Raw genomic sequence first — 20,955 nt, 5'->3', positions numbered from 1 at the left:
TAAGGCCGCGTCGGCGGCATCAGTTTCTACGTAGGACCTTGGCAACGGTCGCGACGTTATGGGCGAGGTGCAGCGGATTGATGGTCCCGACAATAGCACTGGCAACACCCGGATGTTCAAACAACAACTCGAAGCTGGCTTGCACGGCGTCGACGCCGGGGCTGAGGATGACGTGGCCGCTGGCGAGGGCTTTTTTCACCAGGATCGCTTTGCCATGCGCAGCAGCATAGTCAATGACGGCTTTCTCGCCCTGTTCGTTCAAATTGTAGGTGACCATCGCGCAATCGCCCTGTTCCAGAGCCTTCAAGCCGCCCTCGACGGTTTTTCCGGAAAAGCCGAATCCGCGAATTTTGCCTTCCTGTTTCAGCGCCGCGAGCGTTGCATAGACCTCGCTGTCGTTGAGAATCGCCAAGTCGTTGCCGTCGGAATGCACCAGCACCAGGTCGATAAAATCCGTTTCCAGACGTTGCAGGCTGCGCTCAACCGACAGCCGCGTATGGGCGGCGCTGAAGTCGTGGCTCGACTGGCCATCGGCGAACTCTTCGCCGACCTTGCTGACGATCACCCAGTCCTGGCGCTGGCCGCGCAGCAACGGGCCGAGGCGTTCTTCGCTGTGGCCATAGGCGGGCGCGGTGTCGATCAGGTTGATGCCAATGTTGCGCGCCATTTGCAGGAGCATTCGCGCTTCTTCGTCGCCGGGAATCTGAAAGCCGTTGGGGTATTTCACCCCTTGGTCGCGGCCCAGTTTCACCGTGCCCAGGCCCAGCGGCGAAACCGTCAGGCCGGTGCTGCCCAAGGGGCGATGCAAGTCGTGCAGAGTTGGTTGGCTCATGGCAGCAATTGGTCCCAGGCAGGAACGCCCATCGGTGGTTTTGGCAGCTCGGGCAGCGGTTGTGCCGGGCCGGGCTGGATGTTGTCGCGGGCGAGGCTGGCGATTACGCGGTCGGCGAAGTCCGGCGCCAAGGCCAGTTTGGTCGGCCAACCGACCAGCAATTTGCCTTGCTCGGCGAGGAACGCGTTGTCCGGGCGGGTCAGGCCCGATTGCAACGGCTCGGCGCGGTCGACGCGCAGGGTCGCCCATCGCGCAGTGCTGAGGTCGATCCACGGCAGCAATTGGCCAAGTTCTTTTTGCGCGGTGGCAATTTGTTCGGCAGGTTCGCGGGCCACGCCCTCGGCTTCGGCAATGTCGCCGCCCAGGTACCAGACCCATTGGCCATCGGCCGCCGGATGGGTGGTCACGGTGATGCGCGGTTTGGTGCCGCCGCCCAGGCAGTGGGCGTACAGCGGTTTCAGGCTCGGGCCTTTGGCGATGATCATGTGCAACGGCCGGCGCTGCATGGCCGGGTTGCTCAGGCCCAATGCTTCGAGCAGCCCGGCAGTGCCGGCGCCAGCGCTGAGGACGATGCGCTGGGCGCGGATTTCACGGCCATCGACTTTCAGCCCGACCAGCAAACCGGCCTCCAGCAAAGGCTCGATCACTTGCCCGGCGAGCAAGCCGTCGCCGGCCAGATCGGCGAGGCGCTGAATCAGGCTCGGCACGTCGATCACCAGTTCGGCCAAGCGGTAGACCTTGCCTTTGAAGCGCTTGTCTTGCAGCGCTGGCGGCAGTTGCTCGCCTTTGACCTGATCAACGCGGCCACGCACGGCTTTACTGGCGAAGAAACTGGTGAGGTTGCCGGCGATCGTGCCGGGCGACCACAGGTAATGGGCTTCGGAGAGCAGGCGCACGCCGCTGAGGTCGAGTTCGCCGTCACCGGCCAGCGCCTCGCGCCAGCGTCGCGGCATGTCGGCGATGGCTTCCGAAGCGCCGGTCAGCGCACCGTGCAGCGCGTATTTGGCGCCGCCGTGGATGATGCCCTGGGACTTAACGCTCTGCCCGCCGCCGAGGGTGGCGCTTTCCACCAGCACGGTCGAAAAACCCTGGCGGCGCAGGCGCGCATTCAGCCAGAGGCCGGCGACACCAGCGCCGACAATCAGAACGTCGGTGGAAATAACGGATGGCATGCTGACCTCAGTGTTCAAGACGAGGGCGCAGTATACAGATTCATGCCGAACGCAAACCTTGTAGCAGCTGCCGAAGGCTGCGTTCGAGGACGCAGTCCTCGCCCTCGGTCTTTCTGAAGAATCGCGTCATCAAGGTTAACGACGACTTCGCAGCCGAACGCAAACCTTGTAGCAGCTGCCGAAGGCTGCGTTCGAGGACGAAGTCCTCGCCCTCGGTCTGTCTGCAGAATCGCGTTATCAGAGTCAACGACTGCTTCGCAGCCGGACGCAGCCTGCGGCAGCTGCTACACGTACGTCAGTGGCCGGCGGTTTTCGAGAAGAGTTGGATGACCACGACGCCCAGTACGATCAGCGCCATCCCGAGCATCGCTGGCACGTCGAGTTTCTGCCCGTAGATAAACAGTGCCGCGACGCTGACCATCACAATTCCCATGCCGGCCCACACCGCGTACGCCACGCCCACCGGCACGCTGCGCACCACCAGCGTGAGCATCCAGAACGCGATGCCGTAGCCGACGATCACCAGGGTCAGCGGCAGTGGCGTGCTGAAACCCTTGACCGCTTTCATCGAAACAGTGGCAATCACTTCGGCGCAAATGGCGATGGCCAGGTAGTAGTAAGCGGTCATGGGTAAATCCTCATCTGAAGTGCTGCTTTCTGGTCCGGCATTTTAGAGATTCCACAGATGCGGTAAAGTCATTACCTATCGGCTGTGGAGATAGGTTGGGCGATGAACATTCAATGGAATCTTGAGCAACTGCGCCTGTTCGTCAGCGTAGCGGAGCAGCGCTCGTTCTCGGCAGTGGCCCGGGAGCAGCGCAAGGCGCAATCGGCGGTCAGCAGTTCGATTGCGCTGCTGGAGGAAGATTTGGGCGTGAGCCTGTTTGACCGCAGCAGCGGCCGCCAACCCAGGCTCACCGAGGCCGGCAATGCCTTGCTCGAAGAGGCGCGCGAAGTGCTGCGCCAATGCGAGCGCCTCAACGGTCGGGCGCTGGCGATGATGCGCGGCCAGGAAGCGCGGCTGCGGGTGGCGCAGGATGAGGCGATGCCTTATCAGCCGATCATCGAAAGTTTTGAAGCGCTGGCGGACAAATTCCCCAGCATCGAAGTGCAACTGACCAGCGCCGCGCAGGGCGATGTGGCGCGCAAACTGGTCGAGCGCCGCGCCGACCTGGGTTTGCTGTTTTTCCACGATCAGATCCCCGAAGCGCTGGAGCGGCGGGTGCTGGGCAGCGTCGAAATGGTCACCGTGTGCGGCAAGGGTCATCCGTTGGCGAGCATGGCCGAAGTCGATTGCCAGCAACTGGCGCGGCATCGGCAGTTGCTGATGTCCACCGAATCCAGCGTCTACCCCGGCAGCGAGCCGGCGAGCCCGCAAGTCTGGCGCGCCGACAGTTTTTACGTGATGGCCGAATGGCTGGTGCGCGGCCTCGGCTGGGCGTGGCTGCCGCGCCACGTCGTGCAATACCCGACGTATCAAAATCAGATGGTCGAACTGGTCAGCGAATGGACCCCGCCAGCGCTGGTGGTCGAGCTGGTGTGGCGCCGCGACGAGCCACTCGGCCCGGCCGCGCGTTGGTTGGCAGAACGTTTTGCCGTGCACTTGCAGGCGATCGGCTTAAAAACCGATAAACTCCGCCGCCATGAATAGAACTCTCTACACCGCGCTGTTTTACCTGGGGCTGCCATTGGTAGCGATTCGGCTATGGCTGCGGGCGCGCAAGGCGCCGGCGTACGCCAAACGCATTGGCGAGCGCTTCTCTTATGGCTTGCCGACGATGCAGCCCGGCGGCATTTGGGTGCACGCCGTGTCCGTGGGCGAAAGCATCGCCGCCGCGCCGATGATCCGCGCGCTGCTGCAGCGCTACCCGACGCTGCCGATTACCGTGACCTGCATGACGCCGACCGGGTCCGAACGCATTCAGGCCTTGTTCGCCAATGAACCACGCATCCAGCACTGCTATTTGCCTTACGACTTGCCGTGCGCGGCGGCGCGGTTCCTCGATCGGGTGCAGCCGAAACTCGCCGTGATTATGGAAACCGAGCTGTGGCCCAACCACATCCATCAATGCGCCAAACGCGGGATTCCGGTGGCGCTGGCCAATGCGCGATTGTCCGAGCGCTCGGCCAAAGGCTATGGCCGTTTTCACAAACTCACCGCGCCGATGCTTGCCGAAATGAGTCTGTTTGCGGTGCAAACCGAGGCCGAGGCGCAGCGCTTCCGTGATCTCGGCGCGCGTCCGCAAACCGTCGAGGTGACTGGCTCGATCAAGTTCGACCTGACCATCGACCCAGCGTTGTTGCAACGCGCCGCCGAACTGCGCGGCCAGTGGCAAGCGCAGGAGCGCCCGGTGTGGATCGCCGCCAGCACTCACGAAGGTGAAGACGAAGTGGTGCTGGCGGCGCATCGTCAATTGCTCGCCAATCACCCCGACGCGTTGCTGATTCTGGTGCCGCGCCATCCGGAGCGTTTCAACTCGGTGTTCGAACTGTGCAAACAGCAGGGTTTTGCCACGGTGCGCCGTTCACTGGCCGAACCGGTGACCGCCGACACGTCGGTGCTGCTGGGCGACACCATGGGCGAATTGCTGTTTCTTTACGCGCTGGCCGACAGCGCGTTTGTCGGCGGCAGTCTGGTGCCGAATGGCGGGCATAACTTGCTGGAGCCAGCAGCGCTGGCGAAACCGGTGCTGAGCGGACCGCACCTGTTCAACTTCCTCGAAATCGCCGCGCAACTGCGCAGCGCCGGGGCGTTGGCCGAGGTCGAGGACGCCGAAGGTTTGGCAGTGGAGGTGCAGCGTCTGTTCGAATTGCCGCGCGATGCGCAGCGGATGGCGGAGGCGGGATTGAACGTGATGCGGCGCAATCAGGGTGCGTTGCAGCGGTTGCTGGATGGGTTGGGGCGGTTGCTCGATCGCTAATTTGTAGGAGCAAGGCTTGCCCGCGATGGATCCTTAAGATCGCCATCGCGGGCAAGCCATGCTCCTGCAAAGGTTAGCGCTGATTCCGTAGGAGCAAAGCTTGCTCGCGATAGCGGTTTCAAGGACGCCATCGCGGGCAAGCCATGCGCTTACTGGCCAGGCCGGGCCTTGAGCTGCTCGGCCGCAGCCTTCGCTAGGTCCGGTGGCAGGAAGTCTTTGTCCGGGTTGTAGTCAGCTTTCAGATAACGCGACAAATCCTGCAAATCCCCCGGGTTCAACGTGCCTGCCGCTTGCTTCAAACGCAGGTTGTCGAGGATGTAGTCGTAACGCGTGTTGTTGTAGTTGCGCACCGAGGTGTAGAGCTGACGCTGTGCGTCGAGCACGTCGACGATGTTGCGTGTGCCGACCTGATAACCGATTTCGGTGGCTTCCACCGCGCTCTGGTTGGAGATGATCGACTGCTTGCGCGCCTGCACCTGCTCGACGTCGGTGTTGACCGCGCGGTGCAGGTTGCGGGTGTTTTCCACGACTTGCCGGCGCAGGCCTTCGCGCTGCTGCTCGGACTGGTCGAGGCGCGCGTAAGACTCGCGCACCTGCGAGTTGATCAGGCCGCCGCTGTAGATCGGGATGTTCACTTGCAGGCCGACCGTGGTCTGCTCGACGTTGCCGCCATACGGCTGGCCAAACGCGCTCGGGTTGCTGAAACCCAGCGCATCGTTGTCACCCTTTTCGTATTTCGCCACCGCATCGAGGGTCGGCGCGTGGCCGGCCTTGCGTTGCTTGAGGGTTTCTTCAGCGGCGCTCACCGCGTAGTTGCTGGCGAGCAAATTGAGGTTCTGTTTCGCCGCGGTTTCGACCCAGGCCTTGGCGTCGTTCGGCGCCGGCGGCAGGATCGGCAACGTGTGGACGATGCCCTGAATCGAGTTGTACTGGCGGTTGGTCAGCGTGATCAACGCTTCAAACGCGTCATCCACCTGACGTTGCGCGAGGATCCGGTTGGCCCGCGCAGTGTCGTAGCTGGCTTGCGATTGCAGCACGTCGGTCTTGTCCGAGAGGCCGACATCGAAGCGCTCGTTGGACTGGTCGAGCTGGCGTTTGAACGCCGCTTCTTCAGCCTTGGTCGAGGCCAGATTGTCTTGGCTGCGCAGCACGTTGAAATAGCTTTCCGCCGATTGCAGGATCAGATTCTGCTCGGTCGCCGAGAGTTGCAGCGCGGCTTGTTCGTTGACGTCCTTGGCCGCCTGGAACTGGAACCAGCGATCGGCGCGAAACAGTGGCTGGGCCAAAGTCGCCTGATAAGAGTGAGCATCGCGGGTGGCGGTGCCGGACGGCTGATCGAGCTGGGTGCGCACCGAGCTCAGATTCGCCCCGCCCGACAGGTTCGGCAGCAATCCGGCGCGCGCCTGCGGCACGACTTCTTTCTGGGCGCCATATTGGGCGCGGGCGGCGGCGAGGTCGGCGTTGTTATCCACCGCTTCCTGATAAACGCTCACCAGGTCGGTTTTGGTGGATAAGGGCGCCTCAGCGGCCCAGGCCATTCCATTGGAAGCACAAGACACGGCAAGGGCCAGTGAGAGTTTGCGCAGCATGCGGCCATCCCTAAAAAATTACGCTGATAATTTGAGCGCCAAAGGTACGGCGCGCTCCGCGCACGGTCAAGGCGTGGCGCAGCGTAGCGAGTGTAGATGGGCGCACGTTCGGCAACAATCCTGTAATCACGCCATTTATCATGCGGTTCGCACCGGGGTTGGCGTTCTTTGCCGGTTGTGTCTAGACTGGCCGGGTTCTTGTCGGGGTGCCTTGCTATGAGGCTGAGATCGAATAATTTCGGATCCCGTTGAACCTGATCAGGTTAACGCCTGCGTAGGGAACAAGATTTCTCGTCACCCGGCGAGTCCTCTTGTGCTTCGTCCGGGATGTTGTTCGACAATCGACAATCGATTTTCGACTGCCCTCGAGCACTGAGCACAGCACCAACAGCATTTTCATCGCTGATTGGTCGCGTCCATTCGTTACAGGTTCGCTCCGACAAAAATCCACTGCTGGATGCTGTCTGGAGAGCCCGTGATGACGATAAAACTAAAAAATACGACGAACCTGAGTGACTCGGCCCAAGTCGATCAACAATCAGTGCAGCCGTTCACCCGTTCGCAAAAAATCTATGTCCAGGGTTCCCGCCCGGACATCCTCGTGCCAATGCGCGAAATCAGCCTCGACGTGACCCCGACCGACTTCGGCGGCGAGATCAACGCGCCGGTCGTTGTGTACGACACCTCGGGCCCGTACACCGACCCCAACGTGATTATCGACGTACGCAAAGGCCTCGCCGATGTGCGTTCGCCGTGGATCGAAGCCCGGGGCGACACCGAGCGCCTGCCGGGCCTGAGCTCCAACTTCGGCCGCGAACGCCTCGCCGATGCCGAGCTGACCAAACTGCGCTTCGCCCACGTCAACAACCCGCGCCGCGCCAAGGCCGGTGGGAACGTGACCCAGATGCACTACGCGCGCAAAGGCATCATCACGCCCGAGATGGAATTCGTTGCCATCCGCGAAAACATGAAGCTCGAAGTGGCTCGCGCCGCCGGGCTGCTCGACCAGCAACACCCCGGCCACAGCTTCGGCGCCAGCGTGCCGAAAATCATCACGCCGGAGTTTGTCCGTGAAGAAATCGCCCGTGGGCGCGCGATCATTCCGGCCAACATCAACCACACCGAACTGGAACCGATGATCATCGGCCGCAACTTCCTGGTGAAGATCAACGGCAACATCGGCAACAGCGCTTTGGGTTCGTCGATCGAAGAAGAAGTGGCGAAACTGACCTGGGGCATTCGCTGGGGCGCGGACAACATCATGGACTTGTCGACCGGCAAGCACATTCACGAAACTCGCGAGTGGATCATCCGCAACTCGCCAGTGCCGATCGGTACTGTGCCGATCTATCAGGCCCTGGAAAAAGTCGGCGGCGCCGCTGAAGACCTGACTTGGGAGCTGTTCCGCGACACGTTGATCGAGCAAGCCGAGCAGGGCGTCGACTACTTCACCATCCACGCCGGCGTGCTGTTGCGCTACGTGCCGCTGACCGCCAAACGCGTGACCGGCATCGTTTCGCGGGGCGGTTCGATCATGGCCAAGTGGTGCCTGGCGCATCACAAGGAAAGCTTCCTCTACACCCATTTCGAAGACATCTGCGAAATCATGAAGGCCTACGACGTCAGCTTCTCGCTGGGCGATGGCCTGCGTCCGGGCTCGATTGCCGACGCCAACGACGCGGCGCAATTCGGCGAGCTGGAAACCCTCGGCGAGCTGACCAAAATCGCCTGGAAACACGACGTGCAATGCATGATCGAAGGCCCGGGCCACGTGCCGATGCAGTTGATCAAAGAGAACATGGACAAGCAGCTCGAGTGCTGCGACGAGGCGCCGTTCTACACCCTCGGCCCGCTGACCACCGACATTGCGCCGGGCTACGACCACATCACCTCCGGTATTGGCGCGGCGATGATCGGCTGGTTCGGTTGCGCGATGCTTTGCTACGTCACGCCGAAGGAACACTTGGGCCTGCCGAACAAGGATGACGTGAAGACCGGGATCATCACCTACAAGATTGCCGCGCACGCGGCGGACTTGGCCAAGGGACATCCGGGCGCGCAGATTCGCGACAACGCCTTGAGCAAGGCGCGGTTCGAATTCCGCTGGGAAGACCAGTTCAACCTCGGCCTGGATCCGGACACCGCGCGTTCGTATCACGATGAAACGCTGCCGAAGGATTCGGCGAAAGTCGCGCATTTCTGTTCGATGTGCGGGCCGAAATTCTGCTCGATGAAAATCACCCAGGAAGTCCGTGAATACGCGGCCAACCAGCGGATTGAAACGATTGACGCCGAAGTCGCCCAGGGCTTGGCGGAACAGGCTGAGCGGTTCAAGCAGGAAGGCAGTCAGCTGTACAAGAAGGTTTGATCTGACCTGAGGTCGGCGGTGCCCGCACCGCCGCCATCGCGAGCAAGCTCGCTCCCACATTGGATTTGAGTCGTTCAAAAATCCCCTGTGGGAGCGAGCTTGCTCGCGATGGCGCCAGACCAGACAGCCAAGATCTCAATGAAAAAATTATCCCTCTGAGATAACACCCTTGAGCATTCAACCCAGCACTTATTCCCCTGACATTGCGGTGCCGACCGACAAACGTGTGTTCGGCGGCCGCGATCTGTTTTCCCTGTGGTTTTCCCTCGGCATCGGCCTGATGGTCTTGCAGACCGGCGCATTGCTCGCGCCGGGTCTGGGCCTGTCCGGCTCGTTGCTGGCAATTTTTCTCGGCACGCTGGTCGGCGTGCTGCTGCTGGCCGCCGTCGGCGTGATCGGCAGCGACACCGGCCTGTCGTCGATGGCCGCGCTCAAGCTCAGCCTCGGCAAACACGGCGCGAGCCTGCCGGCAGTGCTCAACTTGCTGCAACTGATCGGTTGGGGCTCGTTCGAAATCATCGTCATGCGCGACGCCGCCAGCCTGCTCGGCGCGCGGGCGTTCAGCGACGGCAGCCTGCTCGCCAATCCACTGCTCTGGACCGTATTTTTCGGTGGCCTCGCGACTCTGCTCGCCGTCAGCGGGCCGCTGACGTTCGTCCGGCAGATCCTGCGCAAGTGGGGCATTTGGCTGCTGCTGGCCGCGTGCATCTGGCTGACCTGGAACCTGTTCGCCAAGGCCGATCTGGCGGCATTGTGGGCGCAGGCCGGTGACGGTTCGATGCCATTTGCGGTGGGTTTCGATATCGCCATCGCCATGCCGCTGTCGTGGCTGCCGCTGATTGCCGACTACTCACGCTTCGGCAAACGCGCGAAAAACGTGTTTGGCGGCACCGCGATTGGCTTCTTTATCGGTAACTTCTGGCTGATGAGCCTCGGCGTTGCCTACACCCTGGCGTTCGCGCCGAGCGGTGAAGTAAGTGCCTTGCTGTTGGCGTTGGCCGGTGCCGGCCTGGGGATTCCGCTGCTGCTGATTCTGCTGGACGAGTCGGAAAACGCTTTTGCCGATATTCATTCGGCGGCGGTGTCGAGCGGGATGCTGTTGCGCCTGAAGGTCGAGCACCTGGCGTTGGCCATCGGTGTCATTTGCACGTTGATCGCACTGCTGGCGCCATTGGCGCAGTACCAGAACTTCCTGTTGCTGATCGGTTCGGTGTTTGCGCCGCTGTTCGGCGTGGTGCTGGTGGATCACTTCATCCTGCGCAAACGCAGCGGCCAAGTGGCTTCAGCCGCGTTGCGCTGGCCGGCGCTGCTCGCCTGGCTGGGCGGGGTCAGCACCTATCATTTGCTGGCCAATCTGTATCCGGATGTCGGCGCAACCCTGCCGGCGTTGATCGTGGCAGGGCTGCTGCAACTGGTGCTCGGTCGAGCCTTCAGTTACGGCCGGGAAACAGTTCGGGTCTGAGGATGCCGTTCAGGCGCGGGTAGGGGATCTTCAGTTCGATGTGGCCCAGCGCGTACGGCGCGATGGTGCTGGTTTCGTACTTGAGGATCACCCCACCGTAGGTCAGCGCGACGTTCTGGGTTTTCTGGAACTGCCAGTTCTTCAGGAACTCCGGTTCCTGATCGAGCTTGGTGCTGATCAACCAGCTGTTGTGCGCCACTTGTGCGGCTTTCCAGAACGCTTCTTCCTGACCCGGCAGCAGCATGTCCGACAACGTCAGCACTTTGTGCTGCTGGCGCGAATAGTTGACGAAGCTGCGGCCCGGCGTGCCATGCGCGCCGCCGGTGTCCAGGTAGCTGGAAAACTCGACGATCACCAAGCCGTCATGCTGCTCACGTACTTTGGCTTGCAGGTAACTGCTGGAGCGTGGCTCGGCGTTGCGCAAAAACTGATCGCGATACGCGGCGAGTGTCGGCGCGGCCGGCGCGTCGGCGGAGGTGCGGGTCAATTGCAGCAGGTTTCGCTCAACGATGCCGTCCAGCTGTGGCTCGTCCGGGAACCGCAGGGTATCGATGTTGACCAAAGGGCAATCTGCCGTGGTGCAACCCGGTTTCAGTGTTTCCGAGGCATCGCGGGTGGTTTCCAGCGGCGTCCGGTAATTGGGTTGGAACAGGCTTTGGCAGGCGCCCAACGTCAGGGCGATTGCGGCCACGGAGGCGATTTTAAAAAGCGACATGGGCGTCCTTCATAAAACAGGGAAAGGCGAAAAGTTACCGCTTCGACTGTCAACGAAGCAGTCAGTTCGCCACTAAGCTAATTAGAGTTGGTTTCGCCCTCACCGTCTATCCCGCTGATGGTAAAGGGGCTGCATCAACCGCAGTCGCGCGTTAGGATGGCGCGAAAGCGAGGTCGCCAGTTACCACCCGGAACCTCGTCACGGATAAGCAGCACACGAGGATTGTCATGACTGATTTTGCCAACGCCACCCCGACCACCGTTGAGATCGTTCGACGCGAAAAATGCTACGAGGGCTTTTACAAACTCGATCGCCTGCATTTGCGTCACGAATTGTTTGCCGGTGGCATGAGTCGCGAGATCAATCGTGAAGTGTTTGTGCGTCACGATGCAGTTTGCGTGCTGCCTTACGATCCGCAGCGCGATGAAGTGGTGCTGATCGAGCAGTTTCGCGTCGGCGCCATGGGCAAGACGTCCAACCCTTGGCTGATCGAGCTGGTCGCCGGTCTGATCGACAAGGATGAGCAACCGGAAGAAGTTGCTCACCGCGAGGCGCAGGAGGAAGCTGGGCTGGTGTTCGCGGCGCTGTGGCCGATGACCAAGTATTTCCCGTCACCGGGCGGCAGCAACGAATTCGTCCACTTGTATTTGGGGCGTTGTGAAACCGATGGAGTCGGAGGCCTGCATGGACTGGCAGAAGAAGCGGAAGATATCCGCGTCACGGTCTGGGCGTTCGAAGACGCGCTGCAAGCCGTACGCGACGGACGAATTGCCAACGCGGCCAGCATCATTGCTTTGCAATGGCTTGCTTTGAACCGCGCTGAAGTGAGGGGGTTATGGTCGTAAACAAGTTGCGCGATCGCTATCGTGTCGACCTCGCCGGGCTGCAAGCCTCGTGCGAGGCCAACTACGCGCGCCTGATGCGACTGCTGCCGGACATGCGCAGCGAGCCCGAGGCGCGGCGCATTGCCGTGACTCAGGGTGATCAGATGCTCGGCGTGCTGGCGCTGGAAGTGCTGCAAGTCTGCCCGTACACCACGACCCTGCAAGTGCGCCAGGAACACAGTCTGCCGTGGTTGCCGGTGCCGCAGCTGGAAGTTCAGGTCTATCACGACGCGTGCATGGCCGAGGTGGTCAGCGCCGAGCATGCAAGACGCTTTCGGGGCATCTATCCTTATCCGAATGCGGCGATGCATCAGCCGGATGAAAAAGCCCAGCTCAATCTGTTCCTGGGGGAATGGCTGAGTCATTGCCTGGCGTGCGGGCATGAGTACGCGGTTGTGCGTTAGATGTGAACTGTGTCTGGTTCCGCGCTTTCCTCTTTTGACCTTCCCCCAGCATAATTGCGGCTTCTATCCAATTCCGTGATTCAGCCTCGGGAGAACGCCTTGCCCAGCGTATCCACATTGACCACCGCCGATCCGGCGTTGCTGGTGCAGTTATCCGACAGTCATTTGTTCGCCGAGGCGGACGGTTCGTTGCTGGGGATGAAGACGCGCGAGAGCCTGCAACGGGTGATCGAGCTGGTTCGCCAGCAGCAGCCGCAGATCGATTTGATCATTGCCAGTGGTGATATTTCGCAAGATGGGACGTTGGCGTCGTATCAGCAGTTTCGCGATTTGACGCGGCAGCTGGATGCGCCGGCGCGCTGGATTCCGGGCAATCATGATGAGCCGCAGGTGATGGCCGAGGCGGCGGTGCAGAGCGCGCTGCTGGAGCCGGTGGTGGATGTGGGTAATTGGCGGGTGACGCTGCTGGATTCGGCGGTGCCTGGCTCCGTTCCCGGTTATTTGCAGGATGATCAGTTGCAGCTGTTGGCGCGTGCTTTGAGTGAGGCGCCGGAGCGGCATCATTTGGTGTGTTTTCATCATCATCCGGTGTCGATTGGCTGCGCGTGGATGGAGCCGATCGGGTTGCGTAATCCTGAGGCGTTGTTTGCCGTTCTGGATCGTTTTCCTCAAGTGCGCGCGGTGCTGTGGGGGCATGTGCATCAGGAGTTTGATCAAGTGCGAGAGGGCGTGCGGTTGATCGCCTCGCCGTCGACTTGCATCCAGTTCGAACCTGGCAGTGAGGATTTCAAGGTCGGGGAGCAGGCGCCGGGGTATCGGTGGCTGCGGCTGTTGCCTGATGGGCTGATTGAAACCGGCGTTGAGCGAGTCAGCGGGTTCGAATTCGCGGTCGATTATGGGGCGGATGGCTATTGATTATCCGTTGCCGCGGGCGGCTCGCAGATTTGCCCTTGATTTTGTAGGAGCGAGGCTTGCCCGCGAAGGCGTCCGGCCAAACGACAATCCCTCCCAATACACCCCAACCCCCTGTAAAAGTGAGCCTGCTCCCGATTTATCCTCCACACCACCAACTTCCCCAACCCTATCCCCGATCCCTGCGTCTCCCTGTAAACTCCGTCTCTTTACCCGACGCTCAGGGAGCTCTAATGTCCGGTTCGATCCTTTATATCCACGGTTTCAACAGCGCGCCGGCCTCGAAGAAGGCCAGCCAGTTGATCAATGTGATGGAGCGCCTGGGCCTGAGCGACCACTTGCAGGTGCCGGCCTTGCATCACCACCCGCGGGAGGCCATCGGTCAGTTGAATCGGGCGATCGAGGAGCTTGGGCGGCCGCTGCTAGTCGGGAGCTCACTCGGCGGCTACTATGCGACTCACTTGGCTGAGCAGCATGGCCTCAAGGCGTTGCTGGTCAATCCTGCCGTCAGTCCGCACCGGATGTTTGACGGGTTTCTGGGGACGCAGAAAAACCTCTACACCGATGAATCCTGGGAGTTGACCCACGACCATGTGGCGGCGCTCGCCGAGCTGGAAGTGCCGGCGCCTCGGGATCCGCAGCGGTTTCAGGTGTGGTTGCAGACCGGCGATGAAACGCTGGATTATCGCCACGCCCAGCAGTATTACCGGGCCTGCGCGTTGCGTATCCAGGCCGGCGGCGACCATGGTTTCCAGGGGTTTGCCGAGCGATTGCCGGCGCTGTTGAGTTTTGCCGGCATCGGCGCAGATTTGTATCAGGCGATTGATTTCACGGCACTGTGAGCCCTCGCCCCTTTTCATAGAACATTTGACGACGAGACCCCATGGCCACTCCCAGCGCTAGCTCTTATAACGCCGACGCCATCGAAGTCCTCTCGGGCCTCGACCCGGTGCGTAAACGCCCCGGCATGTACACCGACACCAGTCGGCCGAACCACTTGGCCCAGGAAGTCATCGACAACAGCGTCGACGAAGCCTTGGCCGGGCACGCGAGCACGGTGCAGGTCATCCTGCACGCCGATCATTCGCTGGAAGTCAGCGATGACGGGCGTGGCATGCCGGTCGACATTCACCCGGAAGAGGGCGTGTCGGGCGTTGAGCTGATCCTCACCAAACTCCATGCGGGCGGCAAGTTTTCCAACAAGAACTACCAGTTCTCCGGCGGTTTGCACGGGGTGGGTATTTCCGTGGTCAACGCCTTGTCGAACGAAGTCCGGGTGCGCGTAAAGCGTGACGGCAACGAATATCAGATGACTTTCGCGGACGGTTACAAAAAAACCGAACTGGAAGTGATTGGCACCGTCGGCAAGCGCAACACCGGCACCAGCGTGTTCTTCGCGCCGGACCCGAAATATTTCGACTCACCAAAATTCTCCATCAGCCGCCTCAAGCACGTGCTCAAGGCTAAAGCCGTGCTGTGCCCGGGGCTGCTGGTCAGTTTTGAAGACAAGGCCAGCGGCGAGAAAGTCGAATGGCATTACGAAGACGGTCTGCGCTCGTATCTGGTGGACGCGGTCAACGGTTTTGAACGTCTGCCCGACGAGCCATTCTGCGGCAGCCTCGCCGGTAATAAAGAAGCGGTGGATTGGGCGCTGCTGTGGTTGCCGGAAGGTGGCGACAGCGTTCAGGAAAGCTACGTCAACCTGATCCCGACGGCGCAGGGCGGTACCCACGTCAACGGTTTGCGTCAGGGCTTGCTCGATGCGATGCGCGAATTCTGTGAATTCCGCAGCCTGCTGCCGCGCGGTGTGAAGCTTGCGCCGGAAGACGTCTGGGAACGCATTGCCTTCGTCCTGTCGATGAAGATGCAGGAGCCGCAATTCTCCGGCCAGACCAAGGAACGCCTGTCCTCGCGTGAAGCGGCGGCGTTTGTCTCCGGGGTGGTCAAGGATGCGTTCAGTCTGTGGCTCAACGCGCACCCGGAAACCGGCATGCTCCTGGCGGAACTGGCGATCAACAACGCCGGCCGTCGTCTGAAAGCGAGTAAAAAAGTCGAGCGCAAACGCGTGACTGCCGGTCCGGCGCTGCCGGGCAAACTGGCGGATTGCGCCGGGCAGGACCCGATGCGTTCCGAGCTGTTTCTGGTCGAAGGTGATTCCGCCGGCGGTTCCGCCAAACAAGCGCGGGACAAGGAATTCCAGGCGATCCTGCCGTTGCGCGGCAAGATCCTCAACACCTGGGAAGTCGATGGCAGCGAAGTGCTCGCCAGCCAGGAAGTGCACAACATCGCCGTGGCGATCGGGGTCGATCCGGGCTCGGCGGACATTGCGCAGCTGCGTTACGGCAAGATCTGCATCCTCGCCGACGCCGACTCCGACGGTCTGCACATCGCCACTTTGCTGTGCGCGTTGTTCGTCCAGCATTTCCGCCCGTTGGTGGATGCCGGTCACGTCTACGTGGCGATGCCGCCGCTGTACCGCATCGACTTGGGCAAAGAGATTTACTACGCGCTGGACGAAGCCGAGCGCGATGGCATTCTCGATCGTCTGGTCGCCGAGAAAAAACGCGGCAAACCGCAGGTCACCCGATTTAAAGGTCTGGGTGAAATGAACCCGCCGCAACTGCGCGAAACCACCATGGACCCGAACACCCGGCGTCTGGTGCAGTTGACGCTGGACGATTTCGAAGCGACCTCGGAAATGATGGACATGCTGCTGGCGAAGAAACGCGCCGGTGATCGCAAGTCGTGGCTGGAGTCCAAGGGTGACCTGGCCGAGGTGCTCGGCTGATGCGTTTTGGCTTTGCCCTGGCGTGTGTCTGGCTGCTGGTTTCGGCAACGGCGTCGGCCGAGCCGGCGCCGCAGCTGCGCCTGGTGTCCGAGCATGCCGTCGATGGCATGCGCGGCGGCAACCTGTCGGGGCTGGCGCAATGCGGTCAGGAGCTGTGGACAATTTCTGATCGCGATGACGACCAAATCTACCGTCTCGATACCCGCGCCGAACCCTGGCAGGCCGAAGCCGTGCGCATCGACGTACCGCCGGTGCCCGACAGCGGTTTGCCGCTGGGCCTGAGTTCGCGGACCTGGGCGGCGTCGTTTGTGCGCGGCGGTGATCTGGATTTTGAAGGCATCACCTGCGACAGCGCCGGTAACCGGTACATCGTCAGCGAATCCCACGCCGCCGTGCTGCAAGTGACACCGCAGGGCGCCGCGTCGTGGCTGAAGATTTCGCCGATGCTGGTGCGCGAAGCCCGGGCCAGCGGCATGTTGCTGCGTTTCAACGCCTTGTTCGAAGGCCTGGCGATCAACCCGGAAGGCAATGCCTTGTGGCTGGCTGCCGAGCGTGAAAGCCGTGGATTGCTGCTGATCAAACGTCAGCAAACCGTCTGGGATTGCGACGGTCGCTGCGTGCTGTTGAGCGAAGCCGGGCTGGAGATGCAACCCGCGCAGTTTCCTAGAGCGCGCGCGGTTTCCCGGGATTTTGCCGACTTGTCGTTGTTCAACGGCAAGCTGTTTACCCTCGAACGCAACGCGTTTCAGATCTGTCGACGCGATGCGCTGACGGCGAAAGTCGAGCGTTGCTGGTCGTATGCCGACGAAGCGCTGCAGGAACAACGCCGTTATCCACAGGCTTATGGTCTGGCGGAAGCGCTGGTGGTGAACGCCGACGGTGCCTGGATCGGCATCGACAACAACTTCGGGGTGCGCGCCGACGGTGAAGTTCGCCCGATCATCTGGCGCTTCGCCGCGCCTGAAGGTGGCTGGGGTGCCAAGCCATGAGCCAGCAGCCGCCGGGCAAACGCGCCGGTCGGGTCTTGATGATTTTGGCCTGGTGCGCGGCGCTTTTTCTGGCGACGCGGTTTTTCGGCCAGTGGGAACAACGTCAGCAAAACCCCAACGCCGAGGTTGTTTCACAGCAGGGCGAAGGTTTTATCGAAGTGAAACTGGTGGGCAATCACCAAGGGCATTTTGTCGCCAGCGGCCAGATCAACGGTCAGCCGGTGGATTTCATGCTCGACACCGGGGCCACCGATGTGGCGATTCCGGTCAGCGTCGCGCAGCGCTTGAAACTGGAGAAGGGCTTCGGCGTGACCCTGAGCACCGCCAATGGCTTGAGCCAGGGTTACCGAACCCGCATCGATCGGCTGCAACTGGGCGATATCGTGCTGCGTGATGTTCGCGCGCTGGTCGCGCCAGGCCTGGATGGCAATCAGGTGCTGCTCGGCATGAGCGCACTGAACAAACTTGAATTTACCCAGCGCGGTGGCACCATGCTGCTGCGCCAGACCACGAAATAATGAGGCCCGCATGAGCGACTCCCTTGATCTCAGCTTGGACGGTGTAGAGCGCCGGTCACTGGCTGACTTCACCGAAAATGCCTACCTCAACTATTCCATGTACGTGATCATGGACCGCGCCTTGCCGCACATCGGCGACGGCCTGAAACCGGTACAGCGGCGCATCATCTACGCGATGAGCGAGTTGGGGCTGGACGCCGATTCCAAGCACAAGAAATCGGCGCGTACCGTCGGTGACGTGCTCGGTAAATTCCACCCGCACGGCGATTCGGCCTGCTATGAAGCCATGGTCCTGATGGCCCAGCCGTTCAGCTATCGCTACACGCTGGTCGACGGTCAGGGCAACTGGGGTGCGCCGGACGATCCGAAGTCCTTCGCCGCCATGCGTTACACCGAAGCGCGTTTGTCGCGTTATTCCGAAGTGCTGCTCAGCGAGCTGGGGCAGGGCACCGCGGATTGGGGCCCGAACTTCGACGGCACACTCGACGAGCCGCTGGTGTTGCCGGCGCGTTTGCCGAACATCCTGCTCAATGGCACCACTGGCATCGCCGTTGGCATGGCCACCGATGTGCCGCCGCACAACCTGCGCGAAGTCGCGACGGCGTGCGTGCGTTTGCTCGATGAGCCGAAAGCCACGGTCGAACAGCTCTGCGAGCACATTCAGGGCCCGGACTACCCGACCGAAGCGGAAATCATCACGCCGCGCGCCGACCTGCTGAAGATGTACGAAACCGGCAAGGGCTCGGTACGCATGCGCGCCGTTTACCACATCGAGGACGGCGACATCATCGTCACCGCGTTGCCGCATCAGGTCTCCGGGGCCAAGGTGCTGGAACAGATCGCCGCGATGATGCAGGCCAAGCCGTCCAAAGCACCGCAGATTGCCGACTTGCGTGACGAGTCCGACCACGAAAACCCGTGCCGGATCGTGATCATTCCGGGCGCGCGCAAGAACTTTGACCACGATGCGCTGATGCAGCATTTGTTCGCCAGCACTGAGCTGGAATCGAGCTATCGGGTCAACATCAACATCATCGGGCTCGACGGCAAACCGCAGCTGAAAAACCTGCGCGCGTTGCTGGTCGAGTGGCTGGAATTCCGCGTGCGCACCGTGCGCCGCCGCCTGCAGTTCCGCCTCGACAAGGTCGAGCGTCGCTTGCACCTGTTGGACGGTTTGCTGATTGCCTACCTCAACCTGGATGAAGTGATCCACATCATCCGCACCGAGGAACACCCGAAGGCCGCACTGATCGCGCGTTTTGCGCTCAGCGAAATCCAGGCCGACTACATTCTCGACACTCGTCTGCGGCAGTTGGCGCGACTTGAAGAAATGAAGCTGCGCGCCGAGCAGGATGAATTGCTCAAGGAACAAGCCAAGCTGCAAGCCTTGCTGGGCAGCGAAGCCAAGCTGAAAAAACTGGTACGCACCGAGCTGATCAAGGACGCCGAAACCTATGGCGACGACCGCCGTTCGCCAATCGTCGAACGCGCTGAAGCCAAAGCGCTGACCGAGCACGATCTGCTGCCGAACGAGAAAGTCACGGTGGTGCTCTCGGAAAAAGGCTGGGTGCGCTCGGCCAAGGGGCACGAAATCGACGCGACCGGGCTGTCCTATAAGGCCGGCGATGGCTTCAAAGCCTTGGCGCCGGGACGTTCCAACCAGTTTGCGGTGTTTATCGACTCCACCGGTCGCAGCTATTCGGTGCCGTCGCACACGCTGCCTTCGGCCCGTGGCCAAGGCGAACCGCTGACCGGTCGTCTGACGCCGCCGCCAGGCGCAACCTTTGAATGCGTGCTGATGCCCGAAGACGATTCGCTGTACGTGATCGCGTCGGATGCCGGCTACGGGTTTGTGGTCAAGGGTGAAGACTTTCAGGCCAAGAACAAGGCCGGTAAAGCGCTGCTGAGCCTGCCGAACAACTCGAAAGTGATTCTTCCGCGTCCGGTGACCGATCGCGAGAATAACTGGCTGGCGTCGGTGACGACCGAAGGTCGCCTACTGATCTTCAAGATCAGCGACCTGCCACAATTAGGTAAGGGCAAAGGCAACAAGATCATCGGGATTTCCGGTGAGCGGGTTGCCAGTCGCGAAGAATATGTCACGGACATCGCCGTGCTGCCGGAAGGCGTCACCCTGGTGCTGCAGGCCGGAAAACGTACCTTGTCACTGAAGGCCGACGACCTCGAACACTACAAAGGTGAGCGTGGGCGTCGCGGCAACAAGTTGCCAAGGGGCTTCCAGCGGGTCGATGCGCTGCTCGTCGAATAGCTCAATTAAGCGTCCTAGAGCGCTCGATCTACGATTTAACGCGTAGATCGACGCTTTGGCGCTGGAGTCGGAACGCATATTCACGGATGATATGGCCTTTCAAGCGCCGGCGTGGCCGAGCGTTCTTCATATTTATTGAGTATTTTCACTGTGGTTAGCCTTGTGGCAGCCACCTGGATGGGACGATGACTGCTCTGCGCCTTCCGTTTATTTTGATGCTCGCCGGTGTTCTTGGCCTGGCGGGTTGCAGCACACACCAACCGGTGTCGCTGTATCAGCTGGACAGCGGAAGTCCGGCTCAGCCTGCGCAAAGCGCTGGCATGGCGGTACTGCTGGGCCCGGTAACGATTGCCGATTACCTGCAACGCGAAACACTGCTGCAACGCCAGCCGGACGGCAGCCTCCAGGCGTCGGCCGATGGTCGTTGGGCGGGAAGCCTGTCTTCGGACATCGATCAACTGCTGCTGCGTCAGGTTGCCGGTCATCTCGACAGCCAGCGCGTGGTCCTCGCGCCAGCGACATTGGGCTTCGCCCCGGATGTGCAGGTGCTGCTGACGATTACTCGCCTGGATTCCGGTGAGTCGCAACCGGCGATCCTCGATGCACAATGGCGTTTGATCGACCGTCGTGGCCAGGTTCGCGATAACCGCATCATTCATCTGCAAGAGCAACATGCCGGTGACACGGCGGCGCAGGTGCAGGCGCAAGGTGTGTTGCTGCAGCGTCTGGCCCAGCAACTGTCGGTGGCGCTGAAGCCATTGGCCAACCAGCCGCCAATCGCGGACGCACCGCGTAAAAAGAATCCCAAGCCCGTAGCGCCGGCGGCGGAGCAGGACAAGCAGCCGAAGATCCCAATGGCCTCGCCGATCCGCACCGATATGGAAGTGTTCAGGTTCTAAAGCCTGGATTGACCCGACACAAAGCCTGCAGAGATGCGGGCTTTGTTGTTTCTGTGGATTGACTGATGGGTGCCTGGAACAGGTGTCCGGCTTGAGAGTCACCCCTCACCCCAACCCTCTCCCCAAGGGGGAGAGGGGAAGGGAGCAGATCTTCATGCTGTTCAACACCTGAGTTCGACCCGATATCCCAGGTCGATGTAACTCGAGAGGACAACTCGCTCAGTCCCCTCGCT

General features: G+C 61.3%; 18 protein-coding genes and 1 riboswitch. Of the genes, 13 read left to right on the top strand and 5 right to left on the bottom strand.

The window, feature by feature from the left end:
• Nucleotides 1–19: 19 nt before the first annotated feature.
• From BLU01_RS10080 to BLU01_RS10070, 3 genes are all read right to left on the bottom strand, one after another.
• A complete protein-coding gene (locus BLU01_RS10080; protein WP_092274234.1) occupies nt 20–832 on the bottom strand; it encodes an aldo/keto reductase in 813 nt (270 codons plus the stop codon).
• Complete coding sequence (locus BLU01_RS10075; protein ID WP_092274231.1) at nt 829–2,004, bottom strand: NAD(P)/FAD-dependent oxidoreductase; 1,176 nt, start codon at nt 2,002–2,004, stop codon at nt 829–831. Before BLU01_RS10075 ends, BLU01_RS10080 begins: the two co-directional genes overlap by 4 nt.
• A gap of 295 nt (nt 2,005–2,299) precedes the next feature.
• Entirely contained in the window at nt 2,300–2,632 is a 333-nt protein-coding gene (locus BLU01_RS10070; RefSeq protein ID WP_092274228.1) for a DMT family transporter, read from the bottom strand.
• A 102-nt stretch (nt 2,633–2,734) separates the two neighbouring features.
• Here BLU01_RS10070 and BLU01_RS10065 point away from each other — a divergent pair, with 102 nt between their 5' ends.
• Together BLU01_RS10065 and waaA are read left to right on the top strand one after the other, a co-directional pair.
• The gene (locus BLU01_RS10065) at nt 2,735–3,655 is read left to right on the top strand and encodes a LysR family transcriptional regulator (RefSeq protein ID WP_092274225.1); all 921 of its coding nucleotides are present in this window, start codon (nt 2,735–2,737) and stop codon (nt 3,653–3,655) included.
• A complete protein-coding gene (waaA, locus tag BLU01_RS10060; protein ID WP_092274222.1) occupies nt 3,648–4,925 on the top strand; it encodes a lipid IV(A) 3-deoxy-D-manno-octulosonic acid transferase in 1,278 nt (425 codons plus the stop codon). Before BLU01_RS10065 ends, waaA begins: the two co-directional genes overlap by 8 nt.
• Nucleotides 4,926–5,074: 149 nt before the next feature.
• On the opposite strand, the gene BLU01_RS10055 is transcribed toward waaA, so the two are convergent.
• A complete protein-coding gene (locus BLU01_RS10055; RefSeq protein WP_092274219.1) occupies nt 5,075–6,514 on the bottom strand; it encodes a TolC family outer membrane protein in 1,440 nt (479 codons plus the stop codon).
• Between the two features lie 192 nt (nt 6,515–6,706).
• Nucleotides 6,707–6,812: riboswitch (TPP riboswitch) on the top strand.
• A 180-nt stretch (nt 6,813–6,992) separates the two neighbouring features.
• Here BLU01_RS10055 and thiC point away from each other — a divergent pair.
• Together thiC and cytX are read left to right on the top strand one after the other, a co-directional pair.
• Nucleotides 6,993–8,882 carry a phosphomethylpyrimidine synthase ThiC gene (gene thiC / locus BLU01_RS10050; protein ID WP_092274217.1) on the top strand — a complete coding sequence of 630 codons (1,890 nt, stop codon included), beginning with the start codon at nt 6,993–6,995 and terminating at the stop codon, nt 8,880–8,882.
• 169 nt (nt 8,883–9,051) lie between these two features.
• A complete protein-coding gene (gene cytX / locus BLU01_RS10045; protein ID WP_092274214.1) occupies nt 9,052–10,344 on the top strand; it encodes a putative hydroxymethylpyrimidine transporter CytX in 1,293 nt (430 codons plus the stop codon).
• Here cytX and BLU01_RS10040 read toward each other — a convergent pair.
• Nucleotides 10,313–11,059, bottom strand: a complete 747-nt coding sequence (locus BLU01_RS10040) for an RsiV family protein (RefSeq protein ID WP_092274211.1) — start codon at nt 11,057–11,059, stop codon at nt 10,313–10,315. The two genes, cytX and BLU01_RS10040, sit on opposite strands and share 32 nt — an antisense overlap.
• Before the next feature lie 227 nt (nt 11,060–11,286).
• Between BLU01_RS10040 and BLU01_RS10035 the strand changes: the two genes are divergently transcribed.
• The 9 genes from BLU01_RS10035 to BLU01_RS09995 all read left to right on the top strand — a co-directional run bounded on the left by BLU01_RS10035 (nt 11,287) and on the right by BLU01_RS09995 (nt 20,722).
• On the top strand, nt 11,287–11,904 hold the full coding sequence (locus BLU01_RS10035) for an NUDIX domain-containing protein (RefSeq protein ID WP_092274208.1): 618 nt from the start codon (nt 11,287–11,289) through the stop codon (nt 11,902–11,904).
• Nucleotides 11,895–12,347, top strand: a complete 453-nt coding sequence (locus tag BLU01_RS10030; protein WP_092274206.1) for a DUF1249 domain-containing protein — start codon at nt 11,895–11,897, stop codon at nt 12,345–12,347. The genes BLU01_RS10035 and BLU01_RS10030 overlap by 10 nt, the downstream gene beginning before the upstream one ends.
• A gap of 99 nt (nt 12,348–12,446) precedes the next feature.
• Nucleotides 12,447–13,262, top strand: coding sequence for a 3',5'-cyclic-AMP phosphodiesterase (cpdA, locus tag BLU01_RS10025; RefSeq protein ID WP_092274203.1), 816 nt, complete (start codon nt 12,447–12,449; stop codon nt 13,260–13,262).
• 230 nt (nt 13,263–13,492) lie between these two features.
• Nucleotides 13,493–14,101, top strand: a complete 609-nt coding sequence (locus BLU01_RS10020) for a YqiA/YcfP family alpha/beta fold hydrolase (protein ID WP_092274199.1) — start codon at nt 13,493–13,495, stop codon at nt 14,099–14,101.
• Nucleotides 14,102–14,142: 41 nt separating this feature from the next.
• The gene (gene parE, locus BLU01_RS10015; RefSeq protein ID WP_092274196.1) at nt 14,143–16,047 is read left to right on the top strand and encodes a DNA topoisomerase IV subunit B; all 1,905 of its coding nucleotides are present in this window, start codon (nt 14,143–14,145) and stop codon (nt 16,045–16,047) included.
• Nucleotides 16,047–17,036 (top strand): esterase-like activity of phytase family protein, encoded by a 990-nt coding sequence (locus BLU01_RS10010; RefSeq protein ID WP_092274193.1) that lies wholly within the window; start codon nt 16,047–16,049, stop codon nt 17,034–17,036. Before parE ends, BLU01_RS10010 begins: the two co-directional genes overlap by 1 nt.
• Nucleotides 17,033–17,554, top strand: a complete 522-nt coding sequence (locus BLU01_RS10005) for a retropepsin-like aspartic protease family protein (RefSeq protein ID WP_092274190.1) — start codon at nt 17,033–17,035, stop codon at nt 17,552–17,554. The genes BLU01_RS10010 and BLU01_RS10005 overlap by 4 nt, the downstream gene beginning before the upstream one ends.
• A 10-nt stretch (nt 17,555–17,564) precedes the next feature.
• Nucleotides 17,565–19,823 (top strand): DNA topoisomerase IV subunit A, encoded by a 2,259-nt coding sequence (gene parC, locus BLU01_RS10000; protein ID WP_092274187.1) that lies wholly within the window; start codon nt 17,565–17,567, stop codon nt 19,821–19,823.
• A gap of 185 nt (nt 19,824–20,008) precedes the next feature.
• Nucleotides 20,009–20,722, top strand: coding sequence for a PqiC family protein (locus BLU01_RS09995; RefSeq protein WP_092274184.1), 714 nt, complete (start codon nt 20,009–20,011; stop codon nt 20,720–20,722).
• The last annotated feature ends 233 nt before the right edge of the window (nt 20,723–20,955 follow it).

Origin of the sequence: Pseudomonas prosekii, assembly GCF_900105155.1 — a bacterium.
GTDB lineage: Bacteria > Pseudomonadota > Gammaproteobacteria > Pseudomonadales > Pseudomonadaceae > Aquipseudomonas > Aquipseudomonas prosekii.
This window is presented reverse-complemented; position numbering and strand designations above follow the sequence as displayed.